The following is a 25,664-nucleotide window of genomic DNA, read 5'->3' as shown; positions in this document are numbered from 1 at the left end:
GGTCATTAAATAGAGAGGTGATTGTAATGACAGACACTAAGTCCAGAAATCTATTTATCCTTTTGTGTCTTGCGCCAGCATTAATTATGTTTGTTCTTTTTATGGTAATCCCAACAGCTGAAATATTCCGGATGTCTCTCTACCAGTGGGGCGGATTGTCTGGCAGCCAACACTTTATAGGCTTAGACAATTTCAGGTCGTTATGGAATGATATGAACTTTATTCGTTCTGTACAAAACTCAATTTTATTAATTGTCGTTGTAGCCTTAATCACCATCGTCTTTGCGCTGTTTATCGCCTCTGTATTAGTAAGGGAGGACACAAGAGGCAGTACGTTTTTTCGGATTGTCTTTTATATCCCTAATATCTTATCGATTGTTGTCATTGCTGGTATCTTTTCTGCTATCTACAGCCCATCAACCGGGTTACTAAATAGCTTTTTAGATCTATTGCAGTTAGAAGGGCTCCAACGAAGGTGGCTAGGTAACGAAACGATTGTCATTTATAGTGTTGCCGCAGCTTTAATTTGGCAAGCAACCGGCTACTACATGGTGATGTATTTGTCTAGTATCGCAAGTATTCCCTCATCCTATTATGAAGCGGCCTCTTTAGAAGGAATAAGTAGATTTAAAGAATTTACAAGCATTACTCTTCCTTTAATTTGGTCGACGATTAGAACAACCTTGACCTTTTACATTATTAGCACGGTTAATTTAAGTTTCTTGTTAGTCACAGCAATGACGGGTGGAGGGCCAAACCGCTCTTCAGAAGTGTTTCTTTCCTATATGTACAACCAAGCTTATGGAAATTCGTCGTATGGCTATGGAATGGCAATTGCTGTAGTGGTCTTTATCTTTTTATTTTCTATCTCCGCTATTGTAAGCAGTATTACTAAACGGGATGTACTAGAGTATTAGGGGGCAAAAAATGAAAAAAATAAACGAGATCATTACAAGAATAGGCACAAAGCCGTTCATCTATTTAGCCTTAATATCATTAGCGATTGTAATCATTATACCAGTCACATGGATCTTTTTGGCGTCAATAAAAAAAAATCAAGAGTTTTACGGTAGTCCCTGGGAGCTCCCAAATGGATTTCACATCGAAAACTATTTAGAGGCTTTTATAGAAGCTAATATGGGACAGTATTTCCTAAATTCTATCATCGTCACTTCTTTCGCATTATTGTTTTTGTTAGCCATGGCACTACCGGCAGCTTATGTTCTATCGCGCTTTACATTTAGAGGAAGCAAGCTTATAAAGTCCTTCATTAAAGCAGGTTTATTCGTAAATGTTAGCTTTATTGTCGTTCCCATTTTTCTTCTTCTCCTAGGTTGGGAGGCAGCCTTGAGTGGAATTTTAGGAGGTGATTTCTTTTTAAACAACCGAGTGATATTGGCACTCATATACGCCTCTACGGCACTACCTTTTACAATCTATCTATTATCTAGTTATTTCGAAACACTGCCGTCTGACTTTGAAGAAGCAGCGAAAATCGATGGTGCAGGATATTTTAAAACGATGCTCCTTGTCATGCTTCCTATGGCACGACCAAGTATCATCATTGTTGTGTTATTTAACTTTTTGCTGTTTTGGAACGAGTTTATTTTGGCCCTTACATTAATGCCAGGTGAGAATAAAACGCTGCCTGTTGGTTTGATTAATTTAATGGCAGCTGAACGATCTGCGGCGAACTTCGGACCTTTGTATGCAGGGATGGTCGTAGTTATGCTACCAACTCTGATCTTGTTTATCATCGTTCAAAAACGACTAACTCAAGCGATGACAGTAGGAGGAGTGAAAGGCTAATTGAAGAATATACGTCGGAACCTTAGGGACGGTGCTCGTGCTTCCTTAAAAATCATCTTCTTTCTCATTTGTCTGTTCTTAGTTATTTATGGTCAAAGGACAGTGGGACGAGAAGAATTGCTTATTCAGCTTATCGGATTGTCGGGTCTACTGTTTTTGCTCTGGAATTATAATAGGAAGTTCATTTAGAGGAAGCGTAGGGACGGTTCTTATGCTTCCGTGCTTGAGCAGCTGTAATTATCTAATAAAGGAGTTATCATTCTTGTCTAATTTAACAGTAAGCGGAAATAAACTCTATTTAAAAAATGAGCCAATCCAAATCATTTCAGGCGCAATTCATTATTTTAGAATTGTCCCTGAATATTGGGAGGATCGGTTAATGAAATTAAAAGCTTGTGGTTTTAATTGTGTAGAAACCTATGTTCCTTGGAATTTACATGAACCAAAAGAGGGCGAATTCAATTTTAGCGGCATGGCAAATATAGAAGAATTTATCCGTATTGCAGAGCGACTAGGCTTGTATGTTATTGTTCGTCCGAGCCCGTACATTTGCGCTGAGTGGGAATTTGGCGGCTTACCCGCATGGCTTCTATCAGATCGCAACATGAAGCTGAGGTCTTACTATCAGCCCTTCTTGGAAAAGGTAGATCACTATTATGATGTGATTTTGGAAAAATTAAAGCCGTTACAACAAACACATGGCGGTCCGATTATTGCTATGCAAATCGAAAATGAATACGGAAGCTATGGGAATGACAAACGCTACTTACATTATTTAAAGGAGGCGATGATCTCTAGAGGGGTCGATGTTTTACTGTTTACATCCGATGGTCCTACCGATTTAATGCTTCAAGGTGGCACGATTGACGATATTTTGGCAACCGTTAATTTTGGCTCAAATCCTAAACAATCATTTAAGAAATTACAAGAGTACTTCCCCGGTACGCCAAATATTGTCATGGAATATTGGAATGGATGGTTTGATCACTGGGGAGAAGAGCATCACAAACGAGATCCTCAAGATGCAGCCGACACATTTGCTGAAATGCTGAAAAGAGGGGACTCCGTTAATTTTTATATGTTCCACGGCGGGACAAATTTTGGTTTTTATAACGGGGCAAATCATGATAAAGAATATGCTCCTACAGTTACAAGCTACGATTATGACTGCCCGTTAAGTGAAGCAGGAGACATTACGCCGAAATTTCATGCTGTGAGACAAGCCATTTCCAAGTATAAAGATATTGGCGATCTCAAATTGCCACCCTCTATTCCAAAAATGAATTACGGAACAGTAGACATGACACAATCAATTAAGTTATTTGACGCACTAGACATGATTAGTGAGCCTAGCCAGCACGTACATCCAGAAACAATGGAGAAGCTAGGGCAGGATTATGGGTTTATCCTCTATAGCACGTATATAGAGGGGCCAAAGGAAGAAGCACCACTAACTTTACAAAACGTTCGTGATCGCGCTTTGGTGTTTGTAGACCAAGAGCTACAAGGAATCTACGATCGGTGGAATAACAACACGATTCGCTTTTCCGTTCCTGAAAAAGGAGTAAAGCTTGATATATTAGTAGAAAACTTGGGAAGAGTTAATTATGGCCCATTCATGAATGATCCAAAGGGGATTACTGAGGGAGTAAGGTTTGAGCGTCAATATTTATTTGACTGGACCATTTATTCTCTGCCCATGGATAACCTCCATCAATTAAGCTTTCATGCTAATCACCATGATGTTAACGGCCCTGTATTTTATAAAGGAGCATTTCATGTTGATAATGTCGGGGATACCTTTGTTGAATTACCAGGTTGGGAAAAAGGAATTGTATTCGTCAATGGGTTTAACCTTGGAAGGTACTGGAATATAGGCCCCCAAAAAACGTTGTACTTGCCTGGCCCCTTATTAAAAAAAGGAGAAAATGAACTCGTAATATTTGAAATCCATAATAACAAAAGTCAAAAGGTATCTTTAGTAGATAATCACCAATTAGGGTAGGAAGCGGGGGGGACGGTTCTTTGCTTCCTCGTACTTTGCTTGCTAAAACTGGTCGTAAAGTTTGTTGCTTTTTGAGCGTTTTTTCAAGTCAAATGATGTTACGGACAAATGAATTTTTCCTCCCCTATCATTTGACTTGAAAAAGCTGTCACGCTATGCGTGACAGGGCAAGCATGCGCTTGCCTAACGCTCAAAAAACAAATAGCAACAATCTTTTAGAAAAGAGCCAAATTAAATAAAGGAACTTCACCCGAAGAATGAACTCATAGTAGGAAGTATCGAAAAGCTATGAGTTTTTTAAAAAGATAAGATTTATAAGAGGACAGCTAGCTTCACGACGCTCCTCTCAAGGGAAAAGCATCCTTGAAACTATAAAGCATGCTGCGGAAGCCTGACGCTGTTTTTAATAAAAGGCCGCTACGCGGCTTTCATATAAAGTAACCTTGTACCAACAACCCTTCATATTAAGGGCGGGGGTACTGTCACTGAACCTTAGAAAGGGGGGATAGAAAAGCTGAATAGTGTCCCGATCCCCACTTAAAAATGTCAATCTAGTGGTAAAGATTCAAAATTAAAAGGAGGAGACTAGCTTGAAACAATCTTTATTCAACAGAAGAATGGTTGCGTTTTTTTTAGTCGTTTTATTGGTTCTTCCTTCACTTTTGACTAGCAACAGTGTTGAAGCTGAGGAGGACCTGGAAAACATAACGGATAAGGAGCTAGAAGAAGGAGATTTTGAAATTATCGAAGGAGATGGAAGCCTCACATACAATGATGATGGCTCTGTAACGTTTAGTGCTGCATCAATTGGGAAAAATAAGGTCGTTTACAAAAACGTGGATGAAATAAAGGATGGTATTTTTGAAGCTGACATTACACCAGACACCGACTTGAACCGTTTTGGGATGATCTATCGGGTTCAAGATCCGTCTGCCTATACCTATGTAGGAACAGAGGATCAAAACGATCGGTACTTTGGAGAAGTATTCCCAGATAATTGGTGGACGTCAATGAGTACAGGTACACCATTAGAAGCAGGGAATACGTACAATTTGCGCTTGAGAGTGAATGGAGATATTGCAACGTTATATGTTGACGATACAAGAATAAATTCCTGGACGTTGACAGGTGGCGTCAGTGACCCTGGTTTATTCGGTTTTGAAAAAAGTAGAGGTGCAGCGGACATTACCATTTCAAATGTCAACATTACAGAATTTATTCCACCAGAAGAGCCGGATACTCCTCCAATTGAGGATACGTTAAGCTCTGATTTTATGGATGTTTCTATTGACCAAGTATTCCCTCGGGTAATGGAATACAGAGGAGGCGAAAAAGTAATGAAAGGACAAGAATCGTCTGTATATGGTTTAAACGTCAACGGTTTACCTTACTATCCGGAAGTAAGTTATGAAAAGGTTAGTGACAATGAAGCACGGTACACTCTGACGGTTGAAGATGACGTTGAAGGCCTCGATGCTGAATTCGAAGTGTCATTAAAAGTAGAAGAAAATCACGTAATCTACCGGTTCGAATCGATTAGTAACAAAGGAGACGCAACAATTGAATCACTTGAATTTGCAGATATGAACTTTATCTCTGTCAATTCAGATGAGCCGGGTGCTGAAGCTAAGCTAACGAACCTTAGCAGTGATGTTACCGTAGTAGGTGATGTCGATGTATCCGTAGATTCATCTTTGAGTAATATTGGTAGTTCTTCGACTTACTATACCGCTTTTTTATCTAATGATGAGTTAAGTGCTGGCGTATGGTCCAGTTCAGAAGTCGATGGGTATCGAAATTTGGTTGCAAATCGCTACGAAAATGAAGATGGGGCAAAGGCGATGGGGGTAGGCTCTAATATGTTTTATTACCACCGGGATTTTATGCCAGAGCCTTCGTCCAATACTCCGACAGTAAAGATTGCTATAGCGGAAGATTTGAATGATGATCATGAAGTAGATTGGCAGGATGCTGCGATTGCATATCGTGATATTATGCAGGAAATCCCAAATTGGCAAGATGTCAACAATCATGTGGCCACAAGAATTGCTATGAACTTTGGCTCACAGGCTCAACAACCGTTTTTGAAAACGCTTGATAATATTAAAAAAGTCGCATTAGCAACCGAAAACTTAGGACAGCCTGTTTTATTAAAAGGGTATGGTAGTGAAGGACACGATAGTGCACACCCTGATTACGGAAATGTAGGTGAACGTATGGGGGGCGCTGAAGATTTAAACCTTTTGATTGAAAAAGGACAGCGTTACAATGCTGAACTAGGTGTTCACATTAATGCTCAGGAGTCGTACCCGGAAGCTAAAGCATTCAGTGACGAACTCATTCACGGTCCGGATGTGAGAGGGTGGAGCTGGCTTGATCAAGCGTATGTGATTGATAAAATAAATGACTTAGCTTCAGGAGCTCGCGCTGAAAGGTTGGATGAATTAAAGGCGGCTGCTCCAGGACTTGACTTTGTTTACTTAGACGTATGGTATCAAGATCAGTGGGAGTCTAATAGAATCGTAGATCAGTTCATTGATAGAGGCTGGCGGGTAACAACGGAGTTTGGAACCTCTATTCCTAACCATTCTACATGGCAACACTGGGCTACTGACCGGAATTATGGTGGTCCGGAGAATAAGGGAACAAACTCTGAAGTGTTGCGCTTTATTAGTAATCACCAGAAAGATTCCTGGGTGTTGAATTGGCCTGAAGCAGGTGGTACCGCTGACCATCCTTTGCTAGGAGGATTTGAATTAGCTGGCTTCGAGGGCTGGCAATCGGACAAGAATTTTGATAACTTCATTGAAATGACGTTTGACGTTAACCTACCAACTAAATTCTTGCAAAAATACTTTGTAACCAATTGGGAAACTATTGAAGGCGACAGCAGTGAAACAAATTTGGAACAAGAAATTGAGTTAGAAGATCCAAATAATGGTGACTTAGTCGTTGTCACTAGAAAAGAAGATTCAAGAGACCGTATTATTACTTTAAACGATCATGTTGTACTTGATGAAAACACCTATTTGCTACCTTGGGTTGAGCAAGATTTTGAAACACCAACACCTGATTCTGAGAAACTGTATCACTGGAATTTAGATGGCGGTACGACAACTTGGACACTTCCAGGCGAATATGAGGGTGAAACGAGCCTCTATGTTTCCGAATTAACAGACCAAGGATGGAAAGATACAAAAGAAGTCCCGGTAGAGAATAACCAAATAACGTTAACTGCTGAGGCTGCCACTCCTTACGTTGTTGTAACCGATGAATATGAAGGTATAGAAGTCGATGAGTGGAGCACTGGCGCTCATGTTTATGACACAGGGTTTAACACAGGGACGGTTGAGGATGACTTTACAACTGTTAAAGGGGACAAAGGGTCAATAAGTGTCCCAAGAACAGACCAAACGGGAAGTGCCCGCCAGCTAAGCAGCGGAGACTATTATCTCAATATTGAAAGCCCGTCCGAATTAACTACGGTGACCCGAGAAATAACAGACCTAGAACCCGGAAAAGACTATGTAGCAGAAGTTTATGTTGAAAACAATAGCGATGAAAAAGCTTCACTCGAAGTTAAGGGCGGCAAAGACGATGTTAGTAATTACACGTTACGAAGCTTGCAAAAAAACTATGTAAAAGCAGATTCCCACGCTACAAACAATGGATATGATAGTAAAATGCAGAGAATGCAAGTGAGTTTTACTGCTAAAAGTGATACAGCAGAGCTCACAATAAGCCGTGAAGCCGGGGAAGGGAACACAAAATTTGATGACATCCGAATCGTCCAAAAGACGTTATCAAACGATGTATCTGAAGGAATCTTTGAACAGGATTTCGAAAAGGTAGTACAAGGTATCTATCCTTTTGTTATCGGTAACACAGAAGGGGTAGAGGACAACCGAATCCATTTGTCTGAGAAAAATGCTCCGTATACACAAAAAGGCTGGGCTGATGCAAAAGTGGTTGATGATGTTATCGATGGCGACTGGTCTCTCAAAGTAAATACCGGAAACAACGGCCTCGTATACCGCACCATCCCACAGCATTTTCGCTTCGAGCCAGGAGTGAGCTACAAGGTGACCTTTGATTACCAAACTACAGCTGATTCCTATCGCATCATTTCAGGAGATCAAGAAATTGATGCCCGAGATATAGAAAATGTAGAGGGCTTAAGCGTGAATGAGCAACTTCCTGGGAAGCCTGGGGACGGTTCTTCTACTTCCTCAGAGACCCAAACCGCTGAGGTAATTGTTACAGGCTCAGATAACGGACAAACTTATATCGGCATCTTCAATGATGGAACGGCATTGGATATGCATACAGGGGAAGGCACGTTTATCTTAGATAACCTCCGCATCACTACCGTCTACGTAACACTTTTTGAACAAATAGAGGAATACAAAGAAGCCGGAGATATTCGCCACTCCACCAGCCAACAACTAAAAAATCGGCTGGAGCAAGCGAACCACCATTACCAAAATGGACGCAACGCCCAGGCGGAAAAACACCTAGAAGATTTTGAAAAGCACTTGTCCAATGCAGAGGTTGAAGAGGAGGTAGCTGAAACCCTGTTATCCTACTTGGAAAAGTGGAAGCGTGAGCACGGATCACCTGCTTCCTAATGATGTCTAGCCCCGATTAAAAGTAAAAGTACTTTTTATCGGACAGTACATTTCGACGGGTACGCAGGCGCCTTGCGCTTTTTTTAGAAAGGTAAGAATCTATAAGTGGACAGTCTCGTTCAAGGGAGACTTTAAAAAATGCGAGAATCATGAACGAAACTAGCTCCTTACTCGTAAATTAATTTGGTTGAGAAAACAAACAAAAAACCAAATCAGAGCTACATTACGGAAAGGAGCTAGTTATTATCAAAATTTGTAGGTTTAGACGTGTCAAAAGAAAAAATGCCGTCGCTATTGCTGAAGTGGGACGAGGGCGCCTATACTGAAGCGGCACCCGCGGAAATCGTCTGCGCCTGTAGCGAATTCGAGCGATAATCTTATCAAAAAGCAACAATCTTTCAAAAAACAGCCTTTCAACTACTCAAATGTTAGAAAAGGTCGCAATTTTTTGCCTTAAACCCATCATTTGAGTTGAAAAACGCTCAAAAACACTAAAAAGAGTAATCATTTGAATAATATATCGGCGTGAGTAGGCGCTTCATCAGCTGTTCAAGCAAGATATCAGCGGAAATTGGTGAGATATCAGCGCAAATGGGCAACATATCAGCGCAAATGGGCAACATATCAGCGGAAATCAACAAGATATCAGCGCAAATAGCTCAGATATCAGCGATTCGACAAATAACGCGCATAAACGACAAGCTTTTCAAGGAACAGTCTTAATAAAAAAACGTCATGCTTTTCTTAAAAATCATAAGTCTTTCTTGCATAATCGCATATGAAAAAACATCGAGAGCGCAGGTCTGTCATGATCTGCGCTCTTCCTTATATAGAATTGTCCACCCATGATCCCAAGCAAGATATTTCTATTCTATCTTTTCAGTGCTTATACTAAAGGGAGATGTTTAAATAGAAAGGATGGTCGTGAGAATGCAATCACTAGAAGGAAAAAGAGCACTGATCACAGGGGGAAGTAGAGGAATTGGGCGAGCAACAGCAATTGCCCTTGCAAAAGAAGGTGTGGAGCTTGGTCTTATTGCCCGTTCAGAGGAAAGCTTTGAATTAGTTCGTAAAGACTTAACGGAACTTGGTGCAACCTTTGTCACCTCGGCTGCAGATGTTTCGCAAGAGTCAGATGTCCAGCGAGCTGTTAGAGAAATTGAAGATCAACTTGGCCCCATTGACATTCTGATCAACAACGCAGGTGTTGCAGCACGTGGATCGTTCCAAGACCTTTCAACAGAAGACTGGAAAAAGGTACTTGATATCAATGTCATGGGAATCGTACACGTCACGAAAGCGGTCCTACCTAGCATGATCGAGAATAACCGCGGAGATATCATCAACATTTCCTCCATGTCAGGACTGAAAGGGACAAAAGGCTCCAGCGCCTATAGTGCATCCAAATTTGCAGTAATTGGCATGAGCGAATCTCTCATGCAAGAAGTACGCCCAAACAACATTCGTGTCAGCGTCCTGACACCAAGCCTTGTTGAAACAGACTTAACACGCGGAAAGGATTCTGACCAACGAAACCCAGACAAATTTACGCAAGCTGAAGACCTTGCTGAATATATGGTCAGCCAGCTCAAGTTAGAACAACGCACATTCATAAAGACTGCTGCAATGTGGGCGACGAACCCGTTTGAGTAATTTATCCTTATATGAAGGATTGTCCAATTGACATATACAGAAAGCGAGACCGATACGCACTTGCAGATTGCGTAGTTAGGGATTGCTGAATAACGCTAGAACTCAAATACAAAGGGTGCCGCTTCCATGGCTTCGCGCTTTCCGCAGGCAACGCATCAGCCTCCTCATTCGCGAAAGGTATGCCCACTGCGGGGGCTTCTGCTGCTCCTGCGGTTCCTCTTCGCAAGAAGAAGATTTTCCTGCAGGATCTCCGCCACTGTAGCAGCACCCCATAACTATTCCCATGTGTATCTCAAAATCAGGTGCAAGGTTTTTGGCAAAAGGAGCGTTATTTCCTCGCAGATTCTCGCCATGAAAAAGAGTAGACCCTCTCGCCACCCAGGCGTATGCTACTTATTCAGTAGCCTCTAGTTACCATTACTTTTCCTCGACACTTCTGATTTTAATAATCGATTGACATGAGCCAGCTTTTTTATTGGCTCTTTTTGTTCTGGTTTTATTTTCGGTCGTGTTAGGAGTGATGATTTATACGGATTCCTAGCGAAAAAGGTCACCCTATGTCTCTTTAATTAAACGTTTATTTAACTTCAGAAATTTTCCCAATTACTACTATGAAATGACACTACGCTTTATTAAATGAACGATTTCCAATAATTTGATTACGCAACTCGAATTTCCTTCGTTTTCACCTCTCAAACCTCGTTGAAGATAGAAATTTGATAGATTTTGATATTTTATGTGAAATGTTGTTTTTTTAGAGCAGGGAAAAAGTAATTTGAGGAGGTCAAGGAGGTACGGCTGGGGGTACTGGAACGTATGGTATTCATGCGATGAGCTTCGAAAAGAAGTGTTCCCAACTTTTTTGGACATTTTTTTAAACTATCATTAGGTGATCGAGGTGAGTTTTTTATACACCCATGAAAAAGAGAAAAGTTCCGAACCTATTCTACGTTTCAAAATTGTTGGAGTATTTGAGTTTAGGAGGAGTAAAAAATGTGGGTGGTAGAGCTAACGGTTGTTGGGATTGTCACTGCTCTTTGTTTTATTCTCGGAGTGAAAGAGAAAAGGAACCATCAAAAAAATCTCGATAAAATACCAATCAAAATCAACATTAACGGTGTAAGAGGAAAGTCTACTGTTACGAGGTTAATTACCGGTATTTTACATGAGTCGGGGTATAAAACGGTTGGGAAAACGACCGGAACTGATGCAAGAATGCTGTATTGGTTTAATGATGAGGAGGAGCCGATTAAACGCCGTCTCGAAGGGCCTAATATCGGGGAGCAAAGAAGGGTTGTCGAAAAAGCGCTTGACCTTGAGGCGGACGCCTTTGTGGGTGAATGCATGGCAGTCAATCCTGATTATCAAATCGTTTTTCAGGAACAATTACTTCAGGCTAATATTGTCCTTATTGTTAATGTTCTTCATGACCATATGGAAGTGTTAGGGCCATCACTAGACGAAGTGGCAGAAGCGTTCAGTGGAACGATTCCATATAATGGTCATTTAATCATTAATGAGAGTCCATATGTAGACTATTTCAAAGCAATCGCGAAAGAACGGAACACGGAAGTTATTCTCATTGATACTGAATCTGTTTCTGAAAGCTATATTAAAAAGTTTAAATATATGGTATTTCCAGAAAATATTGCCCTTGCGATGGCAGTTGCAGAAGTTTTGGACATTGATAAAAAAACAGCGCTGGAAGGCATGTTGAATGCCTGGCCTGACCCTGGTGCTATGAAAGTACTACCCGTTGGTGATGAACTTCAACCGTCCTTCTTTATCAATGGTTTTGCTGCGAACGATGCCACATCCACTATTAACATCTGGAACCGTATAGAAGAATTAGGCTACCCAACGGATGATCCAATCATTATTGTCAATTGCCGTGAAGATAGGGTAGAAAGAACAGAACAATTTGCTCGAGATGTGTTGCCCTTTATTCCAACGAACAACTTAGTTTTAATTGGACAGGTTACTGATCCCATTGTTCAAGCCTATAACGAAGGGAAATTGAAAGTAAACGAGTTAATAGATTTGGAGGGAAGCTCAACAAAGGAGATTATTAAAGCGCTTGAGCCACTCATGAAAAAACGAGTGATGTATGGAATTGGAAACATCCATGGAGCTGCGGAATCGTTAATTGCAGAATTTGAGGAAATGGCGAAGTTTAAAAAGAAGACAGCATAGTTTTACAATAATTTTTATTAACCTGGAGGATTGCAATGTTTGGAGGAGAGTTATATGTAGCACTCATAATCGGAGTGCTGGTAAGCCTGTTATTTACCGAAAAATTTGGTGTGCTACCGGCAGGATTAATCATTCCGGGCTACTTGGCGTTAATCTTTGATCAACCGATTTTTTTGGTTGTCGTTTTAGGAATAAGTGTGATTACGTTTTTACTTGTAACGAAGGTTGTCGGAAGGTATGTGACTTTATATGGCAGGCGTAAGTTTGCGGCTATGATGGTCGCTGGGATGATATTGAAAATGATTTTTGATTACTTTTATCCTGTGATGCCGTTTGTTATTAATGAGTTCCGTGGATTAGGAATTATCGTACCCGGATTAATTGCTAATACGATACAAAGGCAAGGTGTGATCCCAACGATTACATCAACCCTTTTCTTAAGTGGAATTACTTTCTTGGTCGTTTTAATTTATCAATTGTTTTAGGCAAGTAGGAGGTATGACGTTTCGTGATTAACCAAAATCGGTCATTTACGTTCAAAGAAAAACATTTAAGAAGGATTAAAAAGCATAAGAAGACTGCTTTTCGAGATTCGATCATTACTTTATTTGCATGTGTCCTTATTATTGGATTGTACCAAACCTTATCAAAGATGGAATCGGAAGTAGTAAATGCCAGCCAATATAGCGATGTAAATGACGAAAGTGTTTTGTCAATTAGTATGGTGGGCGATATGATGTTGGGGCGTTGGGTGAATGACGTTGTAGAACGAAAGGGTTCACAATATCCGTTTGAACATGCCGAGCCTCTTTTTGAACAAACGGATTTAGTGACGGGTAACTTTCAACACCCTGTACTGATTGATGATTATCGTCATTATGAAGAAGATCGAATTGATAAACAAGTTACCTTACACGCAGATACGGAAGCTGCAGAGGCTGTAAAAGAAGCTGGCTTTACAAGTGTAAACCTAGCTAACAACAATATGGTGGATTACGGGATCTCTGGAGTTTTTGATACAATTGAAACTTTTCAATCTTTGGATCTTCCTACTGTAGGAGCGGGATTAAATATTGATGAAGCAAGAAAGATCCATTATGAGCAAGTGAATGGTATGACTGTGGCAACCTTGGGATTTAATGATGCTTATATTAGCGAGGAACTGCGTGCTACTTCGTACAAAGAAGGAGTTGTTCCGTTAGAACCGCAATATTTTATACCAGATATAAAAGCAGCCGCTGAAAATGCTGATTTTGTTATGGTTCACGCACATTGGGGTGAAGGCTATGATAATAACATTCATCCACGGCAACGTGATATGGCATACGCGATGGTTGAAGCAGGAGCAGACTTAATTATCGGTCACAATGCTCATGTGTTACAACCAGTCGAAGTTTATGATGATGCAGTCATTCTTTATGGACTTGGTAATTTTATCTTTGATCAAGGGTGGTCTATGACTCGGGAAACCGCAGTATTTCAATATAGACTTTTCGATGATCACATCAAATTGGAAGTCCATCCAATGTATATTGATGAAACTCAACCAAGACCCGTTACCAATAAATATAGGCAAGAAAAGATATTTAACAAAGTCAGTGAGAACTTTATTTATAGTTCAAGTTTTAATGAAGAATGGAATAAAGAGGAGGGGAAACTAGTAAAAAAAATCGAAAGGTAGGGCGGCATGCTTAAGCTTAAAGAAAATCTTCTCAAAAATAGAATAGTCCTATTCTTAACTCTATTATTTGTTGGAATCGTAGCAGGCACGGTGATATTTTTTTACTTGGATAATAGCCGCGATAAGCATGATGTCACGATTTCTAGCGTGCCCGAACATCGTCCCGACTATATAAATGATGAGGTTGAATACCATTATGGGGTATCCTCTGATAATCCAATTGCTACTGAAATTGGGATGAACATCTTAGAGAACGGTGGAAATGCGATTGATGCAACGATAGCGATCGCCTTTGCCTTAGCCACATTGGAGCCATATGCCTCCGGGATAGGTGGTGATGGTGTTTTAATGGTTCACCCAGTAGATGAAGAGCCAATTGTTTATGATTACAGGGCCATGGCGCCGGTAAGTGGACCAGCCCCCCCTAGTGGGATTGGAGTACCAGGGTTTATAGCGGGTATGGATAAAGTGCACAAGGATTTTGGTTCTATACCATTTGAAAAATTAATTGAACCATCAGTAGAGCTTGCTGAAAATGGGATTGAAATAGATGGAATCATTGAAAGACGATTAATTGATGCCTCATACCGTATGCCAGTTAATGATCTGCCTTTATTTTATCCAGATGGATTGCCTATTCGATCCGGTGAGACGTTGATTCAAGAGGAATTTAGTGAAACGTTGCGCTTGGTTATGGAAGAAGGTGCTGACGTTTTTTATCAAGGAAAGGTCGGGGAAAGTATAGCTAGTCAAGTGTCTGGGTTAGAAGTTGAGGATTTTAAATCTTATGAGGTGAAAATAAGGGAACCGATTAAAGGATCTTTTTACGGTTATGATGTCTATTCTCCCCCAGCTCCATCAAGTGGGACTATGTTAATCCAATCTCTACAAATGGCCGAAATCTTAGGCATTGAAAAAGCAAGCGAGGACCATGAAGAGTTTGCACACTTATTAGGAGAAATTAACAGACGGGTACACAAGGAAAAGAATGAATACATTGGGGATCCTGATTTTGTATCCGTTCAAGAAGAAGATCTTTCTTCAATTGAGCACAGTATGGACTTGTCTGAAACCATCAATTCCGAAGTGAAGGATGAGAAATTTCAATCACAGCTAGATACACAAGGAGATCGGGATGGGCATTCGAACACCACTCATTTTGTTGTCGTGGATAAAGATGGCACGATGGTGTCAATTACGAACACACTTAGTAACTTTTTTGGTTCTGGAATCTATGTAGATGGTTTTTTTATGAATAATCAGATGCATAACTTTAGTGATCGTCAGTCATCACCTAATCGAGAAGAGCGTGGAAAGAGATCAAATAGTCATATGGCTCCGAGTATTCTTGCACATGATCATAAACCTATCATTGGGATCGGGAGTGCAGGGGGACGCCGAATCTCTTCAGTTATTACACAAACGTTAGTTCGAACTATTGTAAATGAAGAACCCGTTCAGCACGCCATAGATGCACCACGGTTTTATTTAGAAGTTTATGAGGATACATTATTCACAGAAGATGATCGAGAGATGGATAATATGAGAGATAAAGGATATCAAATTAACCATTCAAATAATACATTTAATTTTGGCAGTGTTAATCTTCTAGTCATAGATCATGAAAGTGGTGAAGTACACGGTGGTGCTGACCCGCGTAGAAACGGTAGTTGGGAAGAAAATAACAGGAGTGATTAGTGTTGAAAAAAATGATGAAAATCCTTTATCCGGTAGTCGTATTAACACTGTTTACAGCCTTTTTGATTGGTTTTAAACATGAGAGAACAATCTCAGAAGAAGAAAAAAAGGACATCGATAAATTATTAGAAGAAGAGCAACATTTAATAGAAGTAAATTGAAAAGGTGCCTGACCCCCACCGCTGCGCAGCATTAACGCGGTAGGGGTCAGGCACCTCGACCTACATTATGATAGGATCTTTTTTCTTTCCTGGTGTTTAAAACAAGGGTAGGTACCTAGTCTGCGAATGGGACACCCAAGTCTCTCTATTTCTTTGCAGCATTTATCAAATAAAGTTCTTTGGTTAGGTCCGCTCGTATTGTAGTCTAGGAAGTAAAAATATTTCCCCATCTCTGTTTTCATTGGTGCAGACTCAATTTTCGTGAGTTCAAGCCCATTTAAAGAATATTTTTCTAAAATCTGATGTAACATCAAGCCTTCTTTTAATGTTAATAAAATAGAAGATTTAGTGGATTTACTTTTAATAGTAAGTTTTTCATTTCCTAAAATTACAAAACGTGTCGTATTGGTAGGATAATCCTGAATTTCTTTCTCATAGAGATCCAAGCTGTAAATGTTACGAGCATTGCAATTAGCAATTGCTAACCAAGGTTGGTCTGAGTTTTTTGAAATGATGCTTGCTGCTTCAGCCGTACTTTCTGTATAGCTAAGTTCTGCTTTAGGGTAGTTTTTTCGTAGGAAGTTACTGCATTGACTGATCGCTTGTGGGTGAGAATAAATGATTTTAAAATCACGTTTTTCTAAGTGGTAATTATGTTTATGGACTAATAAGTCTTGGTCAATAGAGATTCTAACTTCTCCTTGTATAGGAACATTGATTTTATGAATTAACCAATCAATCGTTAAATTTACTGAACCGCCGATAGAATTTTCAATTGGAACTACAGTAAAATCGGTATTTCTTTTATTTGCTGAAAACAAACATTCGGGAAGGGTATTAAAAGGTACAACTTTTACTTCATCTTTTTTAAATACTTTATCAACAGCTAGTTCAGTAAACGTCCCAATCGGACCTAAGTATCCGATTACCTTTTTTTGTTTTACCATCATAACCACCTAAGTTTACGAAGTTTTTACTCTATATCAAGCCCTTGTTCTTCATAATATCTTAAGGAGCCTTCATGAAGAGGAATGTCAGCTAATTCAGTAACAGCATTCTCTAACTCAATTTGTTCGACGATAGAATGAGAAGACTCTAGCTCGCTTAAACCTTCCCAGAATGTTTTAGTTAAATTGTAAACTTGATCTTCTGAAACAGAAGAATCAGTAATTAAGAGCATTTTAATTCCAAGAGTTTCAACAGCATTTTCCTGATTATCGTATGTGCCAGCAGGAATCGTTACTTCTGAATACCAAGGATATTCTTCTAATAACTGTTTTCGGATTTCTTCTTCTATACCAAGTAATTTTCCATCAGCAGTTGAAGTCATTTCAGAAACTGCAGCAGTAGGTAACCCTGCTTGAATTACAGCTCCATCTACTTGGTTATTTCTCATTAAATCAATTGCCTCCGTAAAACCAACGTATGTTTCATTAATATCTTCAGGGTAGTTAATGCCATACTTAGGTAAAATAATGGAGGATTCAACCTCAGGTGTACTTCCAGAAGCTCCTGGTACAAAGTTTTTGTCCTTAATGTCTCCAATACTCGAGATTCCGGAGTCTTCTCTTACAACAAATTGATTTGGGTTGTAATATAAACCCGCTATTACACGAACATTCTCATATTGACGCCCTTCAAAAGTATTTTCACCATTAAAAGCTTCCCAAACGATTCCGGCAGTAGCGAAAGAAACATGGGCTTCTCCATCCATTAACATATTTAAGTTATCAACTCCTCCGTTAGAAGCTTGAGCATTCACCCGTATTTCTTCTATTTCATTACTCCAAAGATTTGCCATAGATGCACCTAAAGGGTAGATAGTTCCCGTTGTACCAGCCGTTGGAAACCTTAGCTCTGTCCGCTCATGATCATTTGATTGCCCGTTTGATGCTTCTTGGTCAGAGCATCCAATGAGAACGACGATGAATAATAAGAATAGAATACCTTTACTGAATTTAATCACTTATAAAACCTCCATTAAATCTATTAATTTTCCTTCTACATATTAAATCCCATCACCTCCGTAAACGGATACACTGTTTTGTTTCACTCTCTTAACAGTGACGATTTGCCATACTAAAATGAAGAGGAAGAGCGCTATACCAATAACATCAAAAACGAAAGAAGATTCTATCATTAGAAAAGCAATGGTGATTAATATTAACCTCTGTAACAATGAGTTTTGAGTATATAACCAACCTTGAAGTCCACTAGATAAAGAGATTACTCCTATTGTTGCAGTTGATAATGCGATGATGAAATTAAGCAAATTTGTCCCATCAAACAGTAATGCCGGATGATAAAGAAAGAAAAATGGGATAATGAATCCAGTTAATCCAAGCTTTACAGCGGTATATGAAACGTTGTTCTGATTCGTTTTTGCAATGCCCGCTGCCACGTATGATGCAAGAGCCACCGGTGGCGTAATATTTGATAGAGATGCGTAAATGAGTACAAACATATGCGCTGCAAGAGGGGCTACTCCAAGTTCAATTAAAATTGGCGTGGAAACGGTTGCGACGATAATATAAGCTGCAACACCTGGTACGCCCATACCTAACACAATGCTCATCAGCATAACTAACAATCCAGCTAAAAATAGACTTTCGTTTACATATTCTAGTATGGTGTAGCCAAAAGTAAGCCCTAAACCACTTAACGAAACCGTTCCTATAACGATGCCGATGATTGCACAAGCAACACCTACTCCGATTGCTCCTTTTGCTCCTTCTTCAAGGGCTTTAAAAATCTTCTTAACTCCCATACGAGTTTCTTTTCTTATCCAACTTGCAACAACACAAGCCAGTATCGAAAATACCGCTGCGTATAATGGGGTATAGCCTGAGAACAGCATTGTAATTAAAACTACAAGTGGAATCACTAAATGCCCTTGACTTTTTATTACTTTTATAATATTCGGAATATTTTCTTTAGAAATCCCTTTTAATCCATTGAGTTTGGCTTCGAAATGGACAATCATGATTACCGTCACATAGTAAAGAAAAGCTGGCGCAATGGCGGCTAACATCACGGTTGTGTAAGGTACACCTAAGTATTCTGCCATTACAAAACCAGCCGCTCCCATAATAGGGGGAGCAAATTGACCACCTGTCGAAGCCACAGCTTCCACTGCAGCTGCAAATCTAGCAGTATATCCATTCTTTTTCATTAGAGGAATCGTAATCGTACCCGTTGTCGCCACGTTAGCTAATGCACTGCCATTAATCATCCCCATTAGGCTGCTCGCTAACACAGCTACTTTTGCTGGTCCACCAGGTGAACGTCCAGCAATGGTTAAGGCCAGATCATTGACAAATTGACTAAAACCACTAAGTCTTAGAAAGGCACCGAATAAAATAAATAAAAATACAAAGGTTGAGGAAACGCCAATCGCGATACCAAGTATACCTTGACTGCCCCAAAACATATGATCAATGACTCTGTTTATTGAAAAACCACCATGACCGAAATCCCCTGGTATCATAGGGCCCATAAAATTATAAAGTAAGAAAACAAGCGCAAGAACCGCTAAGTTTCCAACAACACGTCTCCCTGCTTCAAAAATTAATATGATTGCGATGGCTCCAACTATATAATCTAACGTGTATAAGTAACCTCCACGCATCACAATCTCATTATAATTGGCGATTAAATATCCATATGAGAAGATACTTAAAGCAATAAGCGCAATATCTACTACAGGAGGAACTCTTACTTTCAAAGGCGATTTCTTATGGATTGGAAAAAGTAAAAAAGTTAGTATTAACAAAAAGATAATATGGGTAGCTCTCAATCTTATAGCATCTAAAGCCCCCGTTCCAGCAGCATAAAGTTGGAAGCAAGACCAAATGACTGCTAGACAAGCAATTAAAATACTAAATCGACCAATATAATGACGGGTTTTTTCTTCATTATCATGGTTCTTTATACCTTTATCTCTTTTTTTGCTAAATAACTTTTGCGATATTTCCATAAGAACCTCCAGAAATGCGGTGTATTTATATGATGGTATTTCACCCCGACGTTCCAAAAATGTTATAAATAATGGTACCGCTTCCAAAAACGCTTGTCAACATAAATATTTATAATATTGTATAAATTAAAATGTTAATACGGATCGATTTTGTTCCAGTCATCATCCAGAATTTGTCGAGAGTTTAGGAGTTTTATCGTTGGTGAAGTTGGTAGAATTAGTCGAATTACAGGGGAGGTTTGGTTGGGTTTTGGGTTTCTATATGAATTTTTATTCATTCATCGAGGATGGGTTGTTTTAAAAAGCTGGAATGAAAGGGCGAGAGTAATGTACTTGTTTTATTTGACCAGACTAACGTCGTACATTCGTAAAAAAATTAGTACATAGTTGAATAGGGATCCATACGTTAGACATATTGATGAATCATAAAACAGGCATGTTTGAATATATGTGAAATGAATACATTCTCAAAAAAGGGGAAGATGTATCAAATGAAAAAAGGCTATTGTGGTGTGATATTTGTATGTTTAATGACTATCGTCTTAACAAGTTGTAATTCAAGTGAAAGTGAGGATAACAGCAATCGACTTGATCGAATACTTGAAGAAGAAAAAATAATTATCGGTACTACAGGCGACTATAAACCATTTACTTATTTTAATTCAGAGACCGGGCAATATGAGGGCTATGATATTGAGGTGGCTCAAAAATTAGGAGAAGACTTAGGGGTAGAAGTAGAGTTCGTGGAAACGAGTTGGCCTACTCTGATGGATGATTTGTTGGAAGATAAGTTTGATATCGCCATGGGGGGAATCACTCGTACATTAGAACGTCAGAAAAGTGCTCATCTTTCTGAATCTTACTTGGACTTTGGGAAAGCAGCCATAATTAGAGAAGAGGATTTTGATAATTACTCCAGTTTAGAAGCTATTGATCAACCTGAAGTTAAAATAGGTGTAAATCCAGGTGGCACAAATGAAGAATTTGTAACAAACAATATTAACGATGCAGAAATCATTGTTCATGAAAATAATCTTGAGATTCCAGGGAAAGTGTCTACCGGCGAAGTTGATGTCATGATTACAGATAGTGTGGAAGCGATCCTATATGCAAAGGAAGACGATAACTTATATGCAGCTTTTACGATAGACACCTTCACCAATGAACAAATGGGATATTTAATGCACCAAGGGGATACAGAATTTCATAATTGGATTGAACTATGGATGAATGAAATGAAGATGGATGACGAGTTTCAGACTCTGGAGGAGGAGTGGATGTAACAGAGGTGTGGTTACATAGAGAGGAACTAGAGTGAATGTTTCTGAATTCTACCTAAACTATGATACAAATAATCCCGTGGGCTTGATTAAGTGATAGAGCATGTAAGGAAGTGTGTGATGAGCAGTAGTTACTACAATTCTACATTAATTCACATTCTTAGCTATCAATTAAATATGAAAAGGTGCCTGACCCCCACCGCTGCGCAGCATTAACGCGGTGGGGGTCAGGCACCTTTATAATAGAATAAAGATAATTTTTATAAAATTTAAAATTCCCTCTTGATTTTTGAATGCGCTTTCAATTATACTTTCCCTAAACCGGTTTACTAAACCGATTTAGTAAAAGTGAATCTTATTTCTTAAAGGGGTAAAAATGAAAAAGATAACGATGCTTGATGTAGCGGTCAAAGCAAATGTATCAAAGAGCACCGTCTCTCAATATATCAATAAGCGTTATGACTATATGGGGGAGGAAACGAAAAAAAGAATAGAAGCAGCAATCAAAAATCTCGGGTATCAACCTAATTATGTGGCCAGGAGTTTAAAACAGAAGAAGACCTCGACCATTGGCGTGATCGTGGCGAATATTTTGCATACGTTTTCAACTCAGGTAATTAGAGCGATCGAAGACTTTTGCCACGAGCATAATTTTCATGTCATTGTCTGTAATGCCGATGATGATCCTGAAAAGGAACGGAAATACATTGAGATGCTTAGGGCAAAGCAAGTAGACGGTCTGATTGTTTTTCCGACAGGAGAAAATTTGGATCTGTATGATCAAATGATCGAAGAAAAGTACCCGTTAGTCTTTGTCGACAGAATGATCGACCATTTACCGGTCCGCTGTATTCTCTTGGATAATGAAAAAGCTAGTTCTCAAGCAGTCAGCCATTTAGTAAAAAGCGGCTATAAAAAGATTGGCATTATCACCACCACATTAGAGAGAAAAATCACACCGAGAATGGAACGAATCAGTGGGTATAAAAAGGCTATTCAGGAACAAGGGTTAGCGTTAAATGAAGAATACATGAAAAGTGTTGAAGTTACAGAGATGAAAAGAGCAATTAAAGAAATGCTCTCACTTCCAGAACCGCCCGATGCATTACTGGCCGGTAACGACCTTTCTTTAATGGAGGTACTGGCTGTAGTGAAAGAGGAGAACATCAATGTTCCAGAAGATTTGGCGGTTATCGGTATCGATGAAGTTTCTTTTGCTAGCTTGTTTAATCCTGCGATCACTACAATTGAGCAGCCGGCTTTTAAAATGGGCACTAAGGCTGCTGAGTTGTTACTCGAGCTAACGAAAAACCCTGAAAAGGTTGCAGAAAAAACCGTTTACCGTTATGAGCCGACCTTACACTCCAGGGAATCGAGCTAGAGTATATACCATGAAAGGAGGGCTTAAATGTGCAAAATAATATAGTCACTATAGGGGATGCGATGATTACCTTTAATCCTCAGGCTAAAGGACCTATGAGATATAATCATACGTTTGAACGGAAAGTTGGAGGTGCGGAACTCAACTTTGCTATCGGATGTTCTCGCCTCGGCTTGAAATCAGGCTGGATCAGCAAGCTCGGGAAAGACGAGTTTGGTAGATACATTTATAACTTTGTCAGAGGAGAAGGGATTGACGTTTCTCAAGTAGAGCTCGTAGAAGGTTATCCGACGTCATTAAACTTTAAGGAAATTTTAGAAGACGGTTCGGGAAGTACCTTTTACTACCGGAACCAATCACCAACCAGTTTGCTAACAGAGGGATGTATCGACGAAGATTATATAAAAAATGCAGATATCCTTCATATCACTGGCGTATTTGCAGCGATTGACAAAAAGAACCCGGGTATATTAAAGCATGCGGTTCAAATTGCGAAAGAGAACGGCGTAAAAGTGTCGATGGATCCGAATTTAAGGTTAAAGCTTTGGTCACTAGAAGAAGCGAAAGAAGCGCTTTTTGACCTTCTTCCAAATGTTGATATTCTTCTTGCAGGAGAAGAAGAAGCTGAGCATTTACTAGGAACGAAGCCTGTTGAAGAATACATTGAGTTTTTCAAAGGCTTTGGCATCGAGGATATTGTGATTAAAAGAGGAGAGCAAGGTTCAGTAGGGTGGCGAAAACATGAGCTTGTTCATGCTCCACCTGCAAAACCGAAGAAGGTTGTCGATACGGTTGGTGCAGGGGATGGTTTTAATGCTGGTTATATCTACTCTTATCTTCACGGTAAGGAGCTAGAAGAATCACTCCGCGTAGCGAACACAATTGGCGCGATGGTCGTCAGTGTATCAGGTGATAATGAAGGACTTCCTTATTTGGAAGACGTGGAAGTTGTTTTAAACAACAAAAAGAAAGTTGAAAGGTAGATTCGTAATGAAACTGCAGCTTGCTTTAGACCGGCTCTCAAAAAAAGAATGTTATTTCATCCTGGAGCAGACGAGCGATTTTATAGACTGGATTGAAATCGGCACCGGTGTGATTAAGGAGTATGGTGTTTCAATTATCGGCGAGGTAAAAGAACATTACCCGAACCATACCATTGTGGCGGATATGAAGACATGCGACGCCGGGAAGCATGAGGCGAAGCAAGCGTTTGAAGCTGACGCGGACATTACTACTGCAATGGCATTTTCCTCAAGCGGCACGTTAACAGAAATGCTTGATGTGGCCGAACAATATGAAAAAAGAGTGATGATAGATCTTCTCGGAGTTTCAGAGATTAAAAGAGTAAAGGAAATAGAAGGTCTTGGAGCCGATTTGGTTAGTCTGCATATCGGAAAAGATATGCAGGCTGAAGGAATAAGCTTTACTGATGACCAGTTCCAAATGGTGAAAGGGCTTCCGAGCACTCAAGTAGCCGTTGCAGGAGGAGTTGATGAGCGTTCTCTACCGGTGATAGCTAAACAAAGTCCTGATGTTGTTATTGTCGGCAGTGCGATTACTAAAGCCCGAAACCCGAAAATCGTTGCAGAGCGTTTGAAAGGAATGATGACCCTGTGAAAGAAACCATCAAAACAGTAGGAAATGAAGTTACTCAAGTAATGGCTTCCATTGATGAAGATCAAGCGAGGCAATTGAGCAAGGCTATTCAAAACGCTCCAACAATTTTTGTACTGGGAGAAGGGCGTTCCGGGTTAATGGCCAAGGCGTTTGCCATGCGGTTAATGCATGCAGGCTATCAGGTTTATGTAATCGGGGAGACGATCACACCAAGTATTCAAAAAGGAGATTTGTTAGTGGCCGTCTCGGGATCTGGCACTACAAAGACAATCGTAGACATGGCCAAAAAGGCTGCGGAGAGTAAAGCAGAAGTTTTTGCAATTACGACAGATCCTCAATCTCCGTTAGCAGAAATCAGCGAGCATACGTTGGTCATCCCAGCTGCAACAAAATACCGCCGTCCAACAGAACCAGGGACGATTCAACCGTTAGGTAATCAGTTTGACCAAAGCCTCCATCTTATACTGGATGCGGTCATTATCTACAGCCTTAATGGAGGAAACAATCGTCAAACCAATGACCAGCTAAAAGCCCGGCACGCTAATTTGGAATAGGAGGAGCAATGAAGATGACGGATGTAAAAGTGACACCTGAGAAATTAAAAGAATTAGTAGTCAACAAACTAACCGAAGCTTCTTTGAATAAAGAACACGCGGATGATGTGGCTGATGTTTTAGTTCATGCTGATTTACGCGGTGTGAGCTCACACGGAGTACTTCGAACGGAGCATTATGTGAAGCGTTTACATGAAGGTGGTGTTAACCCTGATCCAACGTTTTCTGTAAAAGAGTCTGGACCTTGCTCAGCAGTTTTTGACGGTGATGACGGGATGGGTCATGCGGTGACAAAAGCAGCGATGGAAAAAGCGATTGACATGGCAAAAAACAACGGTATCGGTATGATCTCAATTGTAAACAGCAGTCATTGCGGCGCCTTGTCTTACTTTGTCCAGCAAGCCGCAGAACAAAATCTTGTAGGGATGGCGTTAACCCATACAGATAACATTGTCGTTCCATTTGGTGCTAAAAGGCCGTATTTTGGGACAAACCCAATTGCTTATGGCTTTCCTGCACGAATCAATAAGCCAGTTATTTTAGATATGGCAACGAGCAATGTGGCCTTTGGTAAAGTATTGCATGCCCGGGAGTCAGGAAAAGAAATTCCAGCGGACTGGGGAGTAAATGAAGACGGCCAGCCGACAACGGATCCTCATGATGTGTCCTATCTTCTCCCATTTGCGGGACCGAAAGGATATGGAATGGGAATGCTCGTAGACATCATGTCAGGGGTGTTAACCGGTTCTAATTTCGGACCGAAAATTTCCAAAATGTATGGTGATTACGGCAAGAATCGAAAGCTCGGTCATTTTATTATGACAATGGATCCAGCGATGTTTACAGACATTGATGAGTTCCTTGATTCTATGGACCAGATGATTGATGAAATCCATGATTTAGAGCCAGCTGAAGGTTTTTCAAAAGTATTAGTACCTGGAGAGCCCGAACAGATGAAAGAAGAGAAGGCGTTGAGTGAAGGTGTGTACGTAACTAAATCGGTTTATGATTATTTGACTAATGAGTAA

20 protein-coding genes are annotated in these 25,664 nt (G+C 40.0%); 17 read left to right on the top strand and 3 right to left on the bottom strand.

All coding sequences use genetic code 11. The annotated features are described in order from the left end of the window. Positions 1–26: 26 nt before the first annotated feature. From CDZ94_RS11915 to CDZ94_RS21375, 11 genes are all read left to right on the top strand, one after another. Positions 27–917 carry a carbohydrate ABC transporter permease gene (locus tag CDZ94_RS11915; RefSeq protein WP_096437312.1) on the top strand — a complete coding sequence of 297 codons (891 nt, stop codon included), beginning with the start codon at positions 27–29 and terminating at the stop codon, positions 915–917. A 10-nt stretch (positions 918–927) separates the two neighbouring features. Further along, on the top strand, positions 928–1,809 hold the full coding sequence (locus CDZ94_RS11910) for a carbohydrate ABC transporter permease (RefSeq protein WP_096437310.1): 882 nt from the start codon (positions 928–930) through the stop codon (positions 1,807–1,809). Next, positions 1,810–1,998: a DUF6903 family protein gene (locus CDZ94_RS21975; RefSeq protein WP_425352538.1), complete on the top strand. Its 189-nt coding sequence runs from the start codon at positions 1,810–1,812 to the stop codon at positions 1,996–1,998. Between the two features lie 73 nt (positions 1,999–2,071). After that, positions 2,072–3,814 carry a glycoside hydrolase family 35 protein gene (locus CDZ94_RS11900; protein WP_232735685.1) on the top strand — a complete coding sequence of 581 codons (1,743 nt, stop codon included), beginning with the start codon at positions 2,072–2,074 and terminating at the stop codon, positions 3,812–3,814. A gap of 590 nt (positions 3,815–4,404) precedes the next feature. After that, on the top strand, positions 4,405–8,442 hold the full coding sequence (locus CDZ94_RS11895) for an endo-alpha-N-acetylgalactosaminidase family protein (protein WP_245415733.1): 4,038 nt from the start codon (positions 4,405–4,407) through the stop codon (positions 8,440–8,442). 930 nt (positions 8,443–9,372) lie between these two features. Further along, entirely contained in the window at positions 9,373–10,095 is a 723-nt protein-coding gene (locus tag CDZ94_RS11890; protein WP_096437306.1) for a 3-ketoacyl-ACP reductase, read from the top strand. 993 nt (positions 10,096–11,088) lie between these two features. Next, positions 11,089–12,288, top strand: a complete 1,200-nt coding sequence (pgsB, locus tag CDZ94_RS11885) for a poly-gamma-glutamate synthase PgsB (protein ID WP_096437304.1) — start codon at positions 11,089–11,091, stop codon at positions 12,286–12,288. Between the two features lie 35 nt (positions 12,289–12,323). Beyond that, positions 12,324–12,773 (top strand): poly-gamma-glutamate biosynthesis protein PgsC, encoded by a 450-nt coding sequence (gene pgsC / locus CDZ94_RS11880; protein WP_096437302.1) that lies wholly within the window; start codon positions 12,324–12,326, stop codon positions 12,771–12,773. Positions 12,774–12,796: 23 nt separating this feature from the next. After that, a complete protein-coding gene (locus CDZ94_RS11875; protein ID WP_096437300.1) occupies positions 12,797–13,969 on the top strand; it encodes a CapA family protein in 1,173 nt (390 codons plus the stop codon). A 6-nt stretch (positions 13,970–13,975) separates the two neighbouring features. Next, a complete protein-coding gene (locus CDZ94_RS11870) occupies positions 13,976–15,667 on the top strand; it encodes a gamma-glutamyltransferase family protein (protein ID WP_096437298.1) in 1,692 nt (563 codons plus the stop codon). Positions 15,668–15,678: 11 nt separating this feature from the next. Beyond that, positions 15,679–15,828: a hypothetical protein gene (locus CDZ94_RS21375; RefSeq protein WP_483414909.1), complete on the top strand. Its 150-nt coding sequence runs from the start codon at positions 15,679–15,681 to the stop codon at positions 15,826–15,828. 65 nt (positions 15,829–15,893) lie between these two features. Here CDZ94_RS21375 and pheA read toward each other — a convergent pair whose 3' ends face one another. From pheA to CDZ94_RS11855, 3 genes are read right to left on the bottom strand one after another with little or no spacing between them, the layout of a single operon-like run. Next, complete coding sequence (gene pheA / locus CDZ94_RS11865) at positions 15,894–16,775, bottom strand: prephenate dehydratase (protein ID WP_157911753.1); 882 nt, start codon at positions 16,773–16,775, stop codon at positions 15,894–15,896. Positions 16,776–16,801: 26 nt separating this feature from the next. After that, complete coding sequence (locus CDZ94_RS11860) at positions 16,802–17,794, bottom strand: TAXI family TRAP transporter solute-binding subunit (RefSeq protein ID WP_232735687.1); 993 nt, start codon at positions 17,792–17,794, stop codon at positions 16,802–16,804. 42 nt (positions 17,795–17,836) lie between these two features. After that, complete coding sequence (locus tag CDZ94_RS11855; RefSeq protein ID WP_096437294.1) at positions 17,837–19,804, bottom strand: TRAP transporter permease; 1,968 nt, start codon at positions 19,802–19,804, stop codon at positions 17,837–17,839. A 491-nt stretch (positions 19,805–20,295) separates the two neighbouring features. On the opposite strand from CDZ94_RS11855, the gene CDZ94_RS11850 reads away from it, so the two are divergent. From CDZ94_RS11850 to allD, 6 genes are all read left to right on the top strand, one after another. Beyond that, positions 20,296–21,087, top strand: a complete 792-nt coding sequence (locus CDZ94_RS11850) for a transporter substrate-binding domain-containing protein (RefSeq protein WP_096437292.1) — start codon at positions 20,296–20,298, stop codon at positions 21,085–21,087. A 373-nt stretch (positions 21,088–21,460) separates the two neighbouring features. Further along, complete coding sequence (locus tag CDZ94_RS11845; protein WP_096437290.1) at positions 21,461–22,465, top strand: substrate-binding domain-containing protein; 1,005 nt, start codon at positions 21,461–21,463, stop codon at positions 22,463–22,465. A 29-nt stretch (positions 22,466–22,494) separates the two neighbouring features. Next, complete coding sequence (locus tag CDZ94_RS11840) at positions 22,495–23,448, top strand: sugar kinase (protein ID WP_096437288.1); 954 nt, start codon at positions 22,495–22,497, stop codon at positions 23,446–23,448. A 7-nt stretch (positions 23,449–23,455) separates the two neighbouring features. Continuing rightward, positions 23,456–24,082 carry a 3-hexulose-6-phosphate synthase gene (hxlA, locus tag CDZ94_RS11835; protein WP_096437286.1) on the top strand — a complete coding sequence of 209 codons (627 nt, stop codon included), beginning with the start codon at positions 23,456–23,458 and terminating at the stop codon, positions 24,080–24,082. After that, on the top strand, positions 24,079–24,636 hold the full coding sequence (hxlB, locus tag CDZ94_RS11830) for a 6-phospho-3-hexuloisomerase (protein ID WP_096437284.1): 558 nt from the start codon (positions 24,079–24,081) through the stop codon (positions 24,634–24,636). The genes hxlA and hxlB overlap by 4 nt, the downstream gene beginning before the upstream one ends. A gap of 14 nt (positions 24,637–24,650) precedes the next feature. Beyond that, positions 24,651–25,664 carry an ureidoglycolate dehydrogenase gene (gene allD, locus CDZ94_RS11825; protein WP_096437282.1) on the top strand — a complete coding sequence of 338 codons (1,014 nt, stop codon included), beginning with the start codon at positions 24,651–24,653 and terminating at the stop codon, positions 25,662–25,664.

Source organism: Alteribacter populi, from assembly GCF_002352765.1.
In the GTDB taxonomy this organism is placed as follows: domain Bacteria; phylum Bacillota; class Bacilli; order Bacillales; family Salisediminibacteriaceae; genus Alteribacter; species Alteribacter populi.
The sequence above is the reverse complement of the archived record's forward strand: the minus strand, read 5'-3'. Positions and strand labels throughout refer to the sequence as shown.

What these genes read in the sequence shown, in the direction of transcription:
- pgsB (WP_096437304.1), top strand. Translation starts at nt 11,089, where the DNA reads ATGTGGGTGGTAGAGCTAACGGTTGTTGGGATTGTCACTGCTCTTTGT.
- pgsC (WP_096437302.1), top strand. Translation starts at nt 12,324, where the DNA reads ATGTTTGGAGGAGAGTTATATGTAGCACTCATAATCGGAGTGCTGGTA.
- CDZ94_RS11910 (WP_096437310.1), top strand. Translation starts at nt 928, where the DNA reads ATGAAAAAAATAAACGAGATCATTACAAGAATAGGCACAAAGCCGTTC.
- allD (WP_096437282.1), top strand. Translation starts at nt 24,651, where the DNA reads ATGACGGATGTAAAAGTGACACCTGAGAAATTAAAAGAATTAGTAGTC.
- CDZ94_RS11855 (WP_096437294.1), bottom strand. Translation starts at nt 19,804, where the DNA reads ATGGAAATATCGCAAAAGTTATTTAGCAAAAAAAGAGATAAAGGTATA.
- CDZ94_RS11850 (WP_096437292.1), top strand. Translation starts at nt 20,296, where the DNA reads ATGAAAAAAGGCTATTGTGGTGTGATATTTGTATGTTTAATGACTATC.
- CDZ94_RS11890 (WP_096437306.1), top strand. Translation starts at nt 9,373, where the DNA reads ATGCAATCACTAGAAGGAAAAAGAGCACTGATCACAGGGGGAAGTAGA.
- pheA (WP_157911753.1), bottom strand. Translation starts at nt 16,775, where the DNA reads ATGGTAAAACAAAAAAAGGTAATCGGATACTTAGGTCCGATTGGGACG.
- CDZ94_RS11915 (WP_096437312.1), top strand. Translation starts at nt 27, where the DNA reads ATGACAGACACTAAGTCCAGAAATCTATTTATCCTTTTGTGTCTTGCG.
- CDZ94_RS21375 (WP_483414909.1), top strand. Translation starts at nt 15,679, where the DNA reads ATGATGAAAATCCTTTATCCGGTAGTCGTATTAACACTGTTTACAGCC.
- CDZ94_RS11870 (WP_096437298.1), top strand. Translation starts at nt 13,976, where the DNA reads ATGCTTAAGCTTAAAGAAAATCTTCTCAAAAATAGAATAGTCCTATTC.
- hxlA (WP_096437286.1), top strand. Translation starts at nt 23,456, where the DNA reads ATGAAACTGCAGCTTGCTTTAGACCGGCTCTCAAAAAAAGAATGTTAT.
- CDZ94_RS11845 (WP_096437290.1), top strand. Translation starts at nt 21,461, where the DNA reads ATGAAAAAGATAACGATGCTTGATGTAGCGGTCAAAGCAAATGTATCA.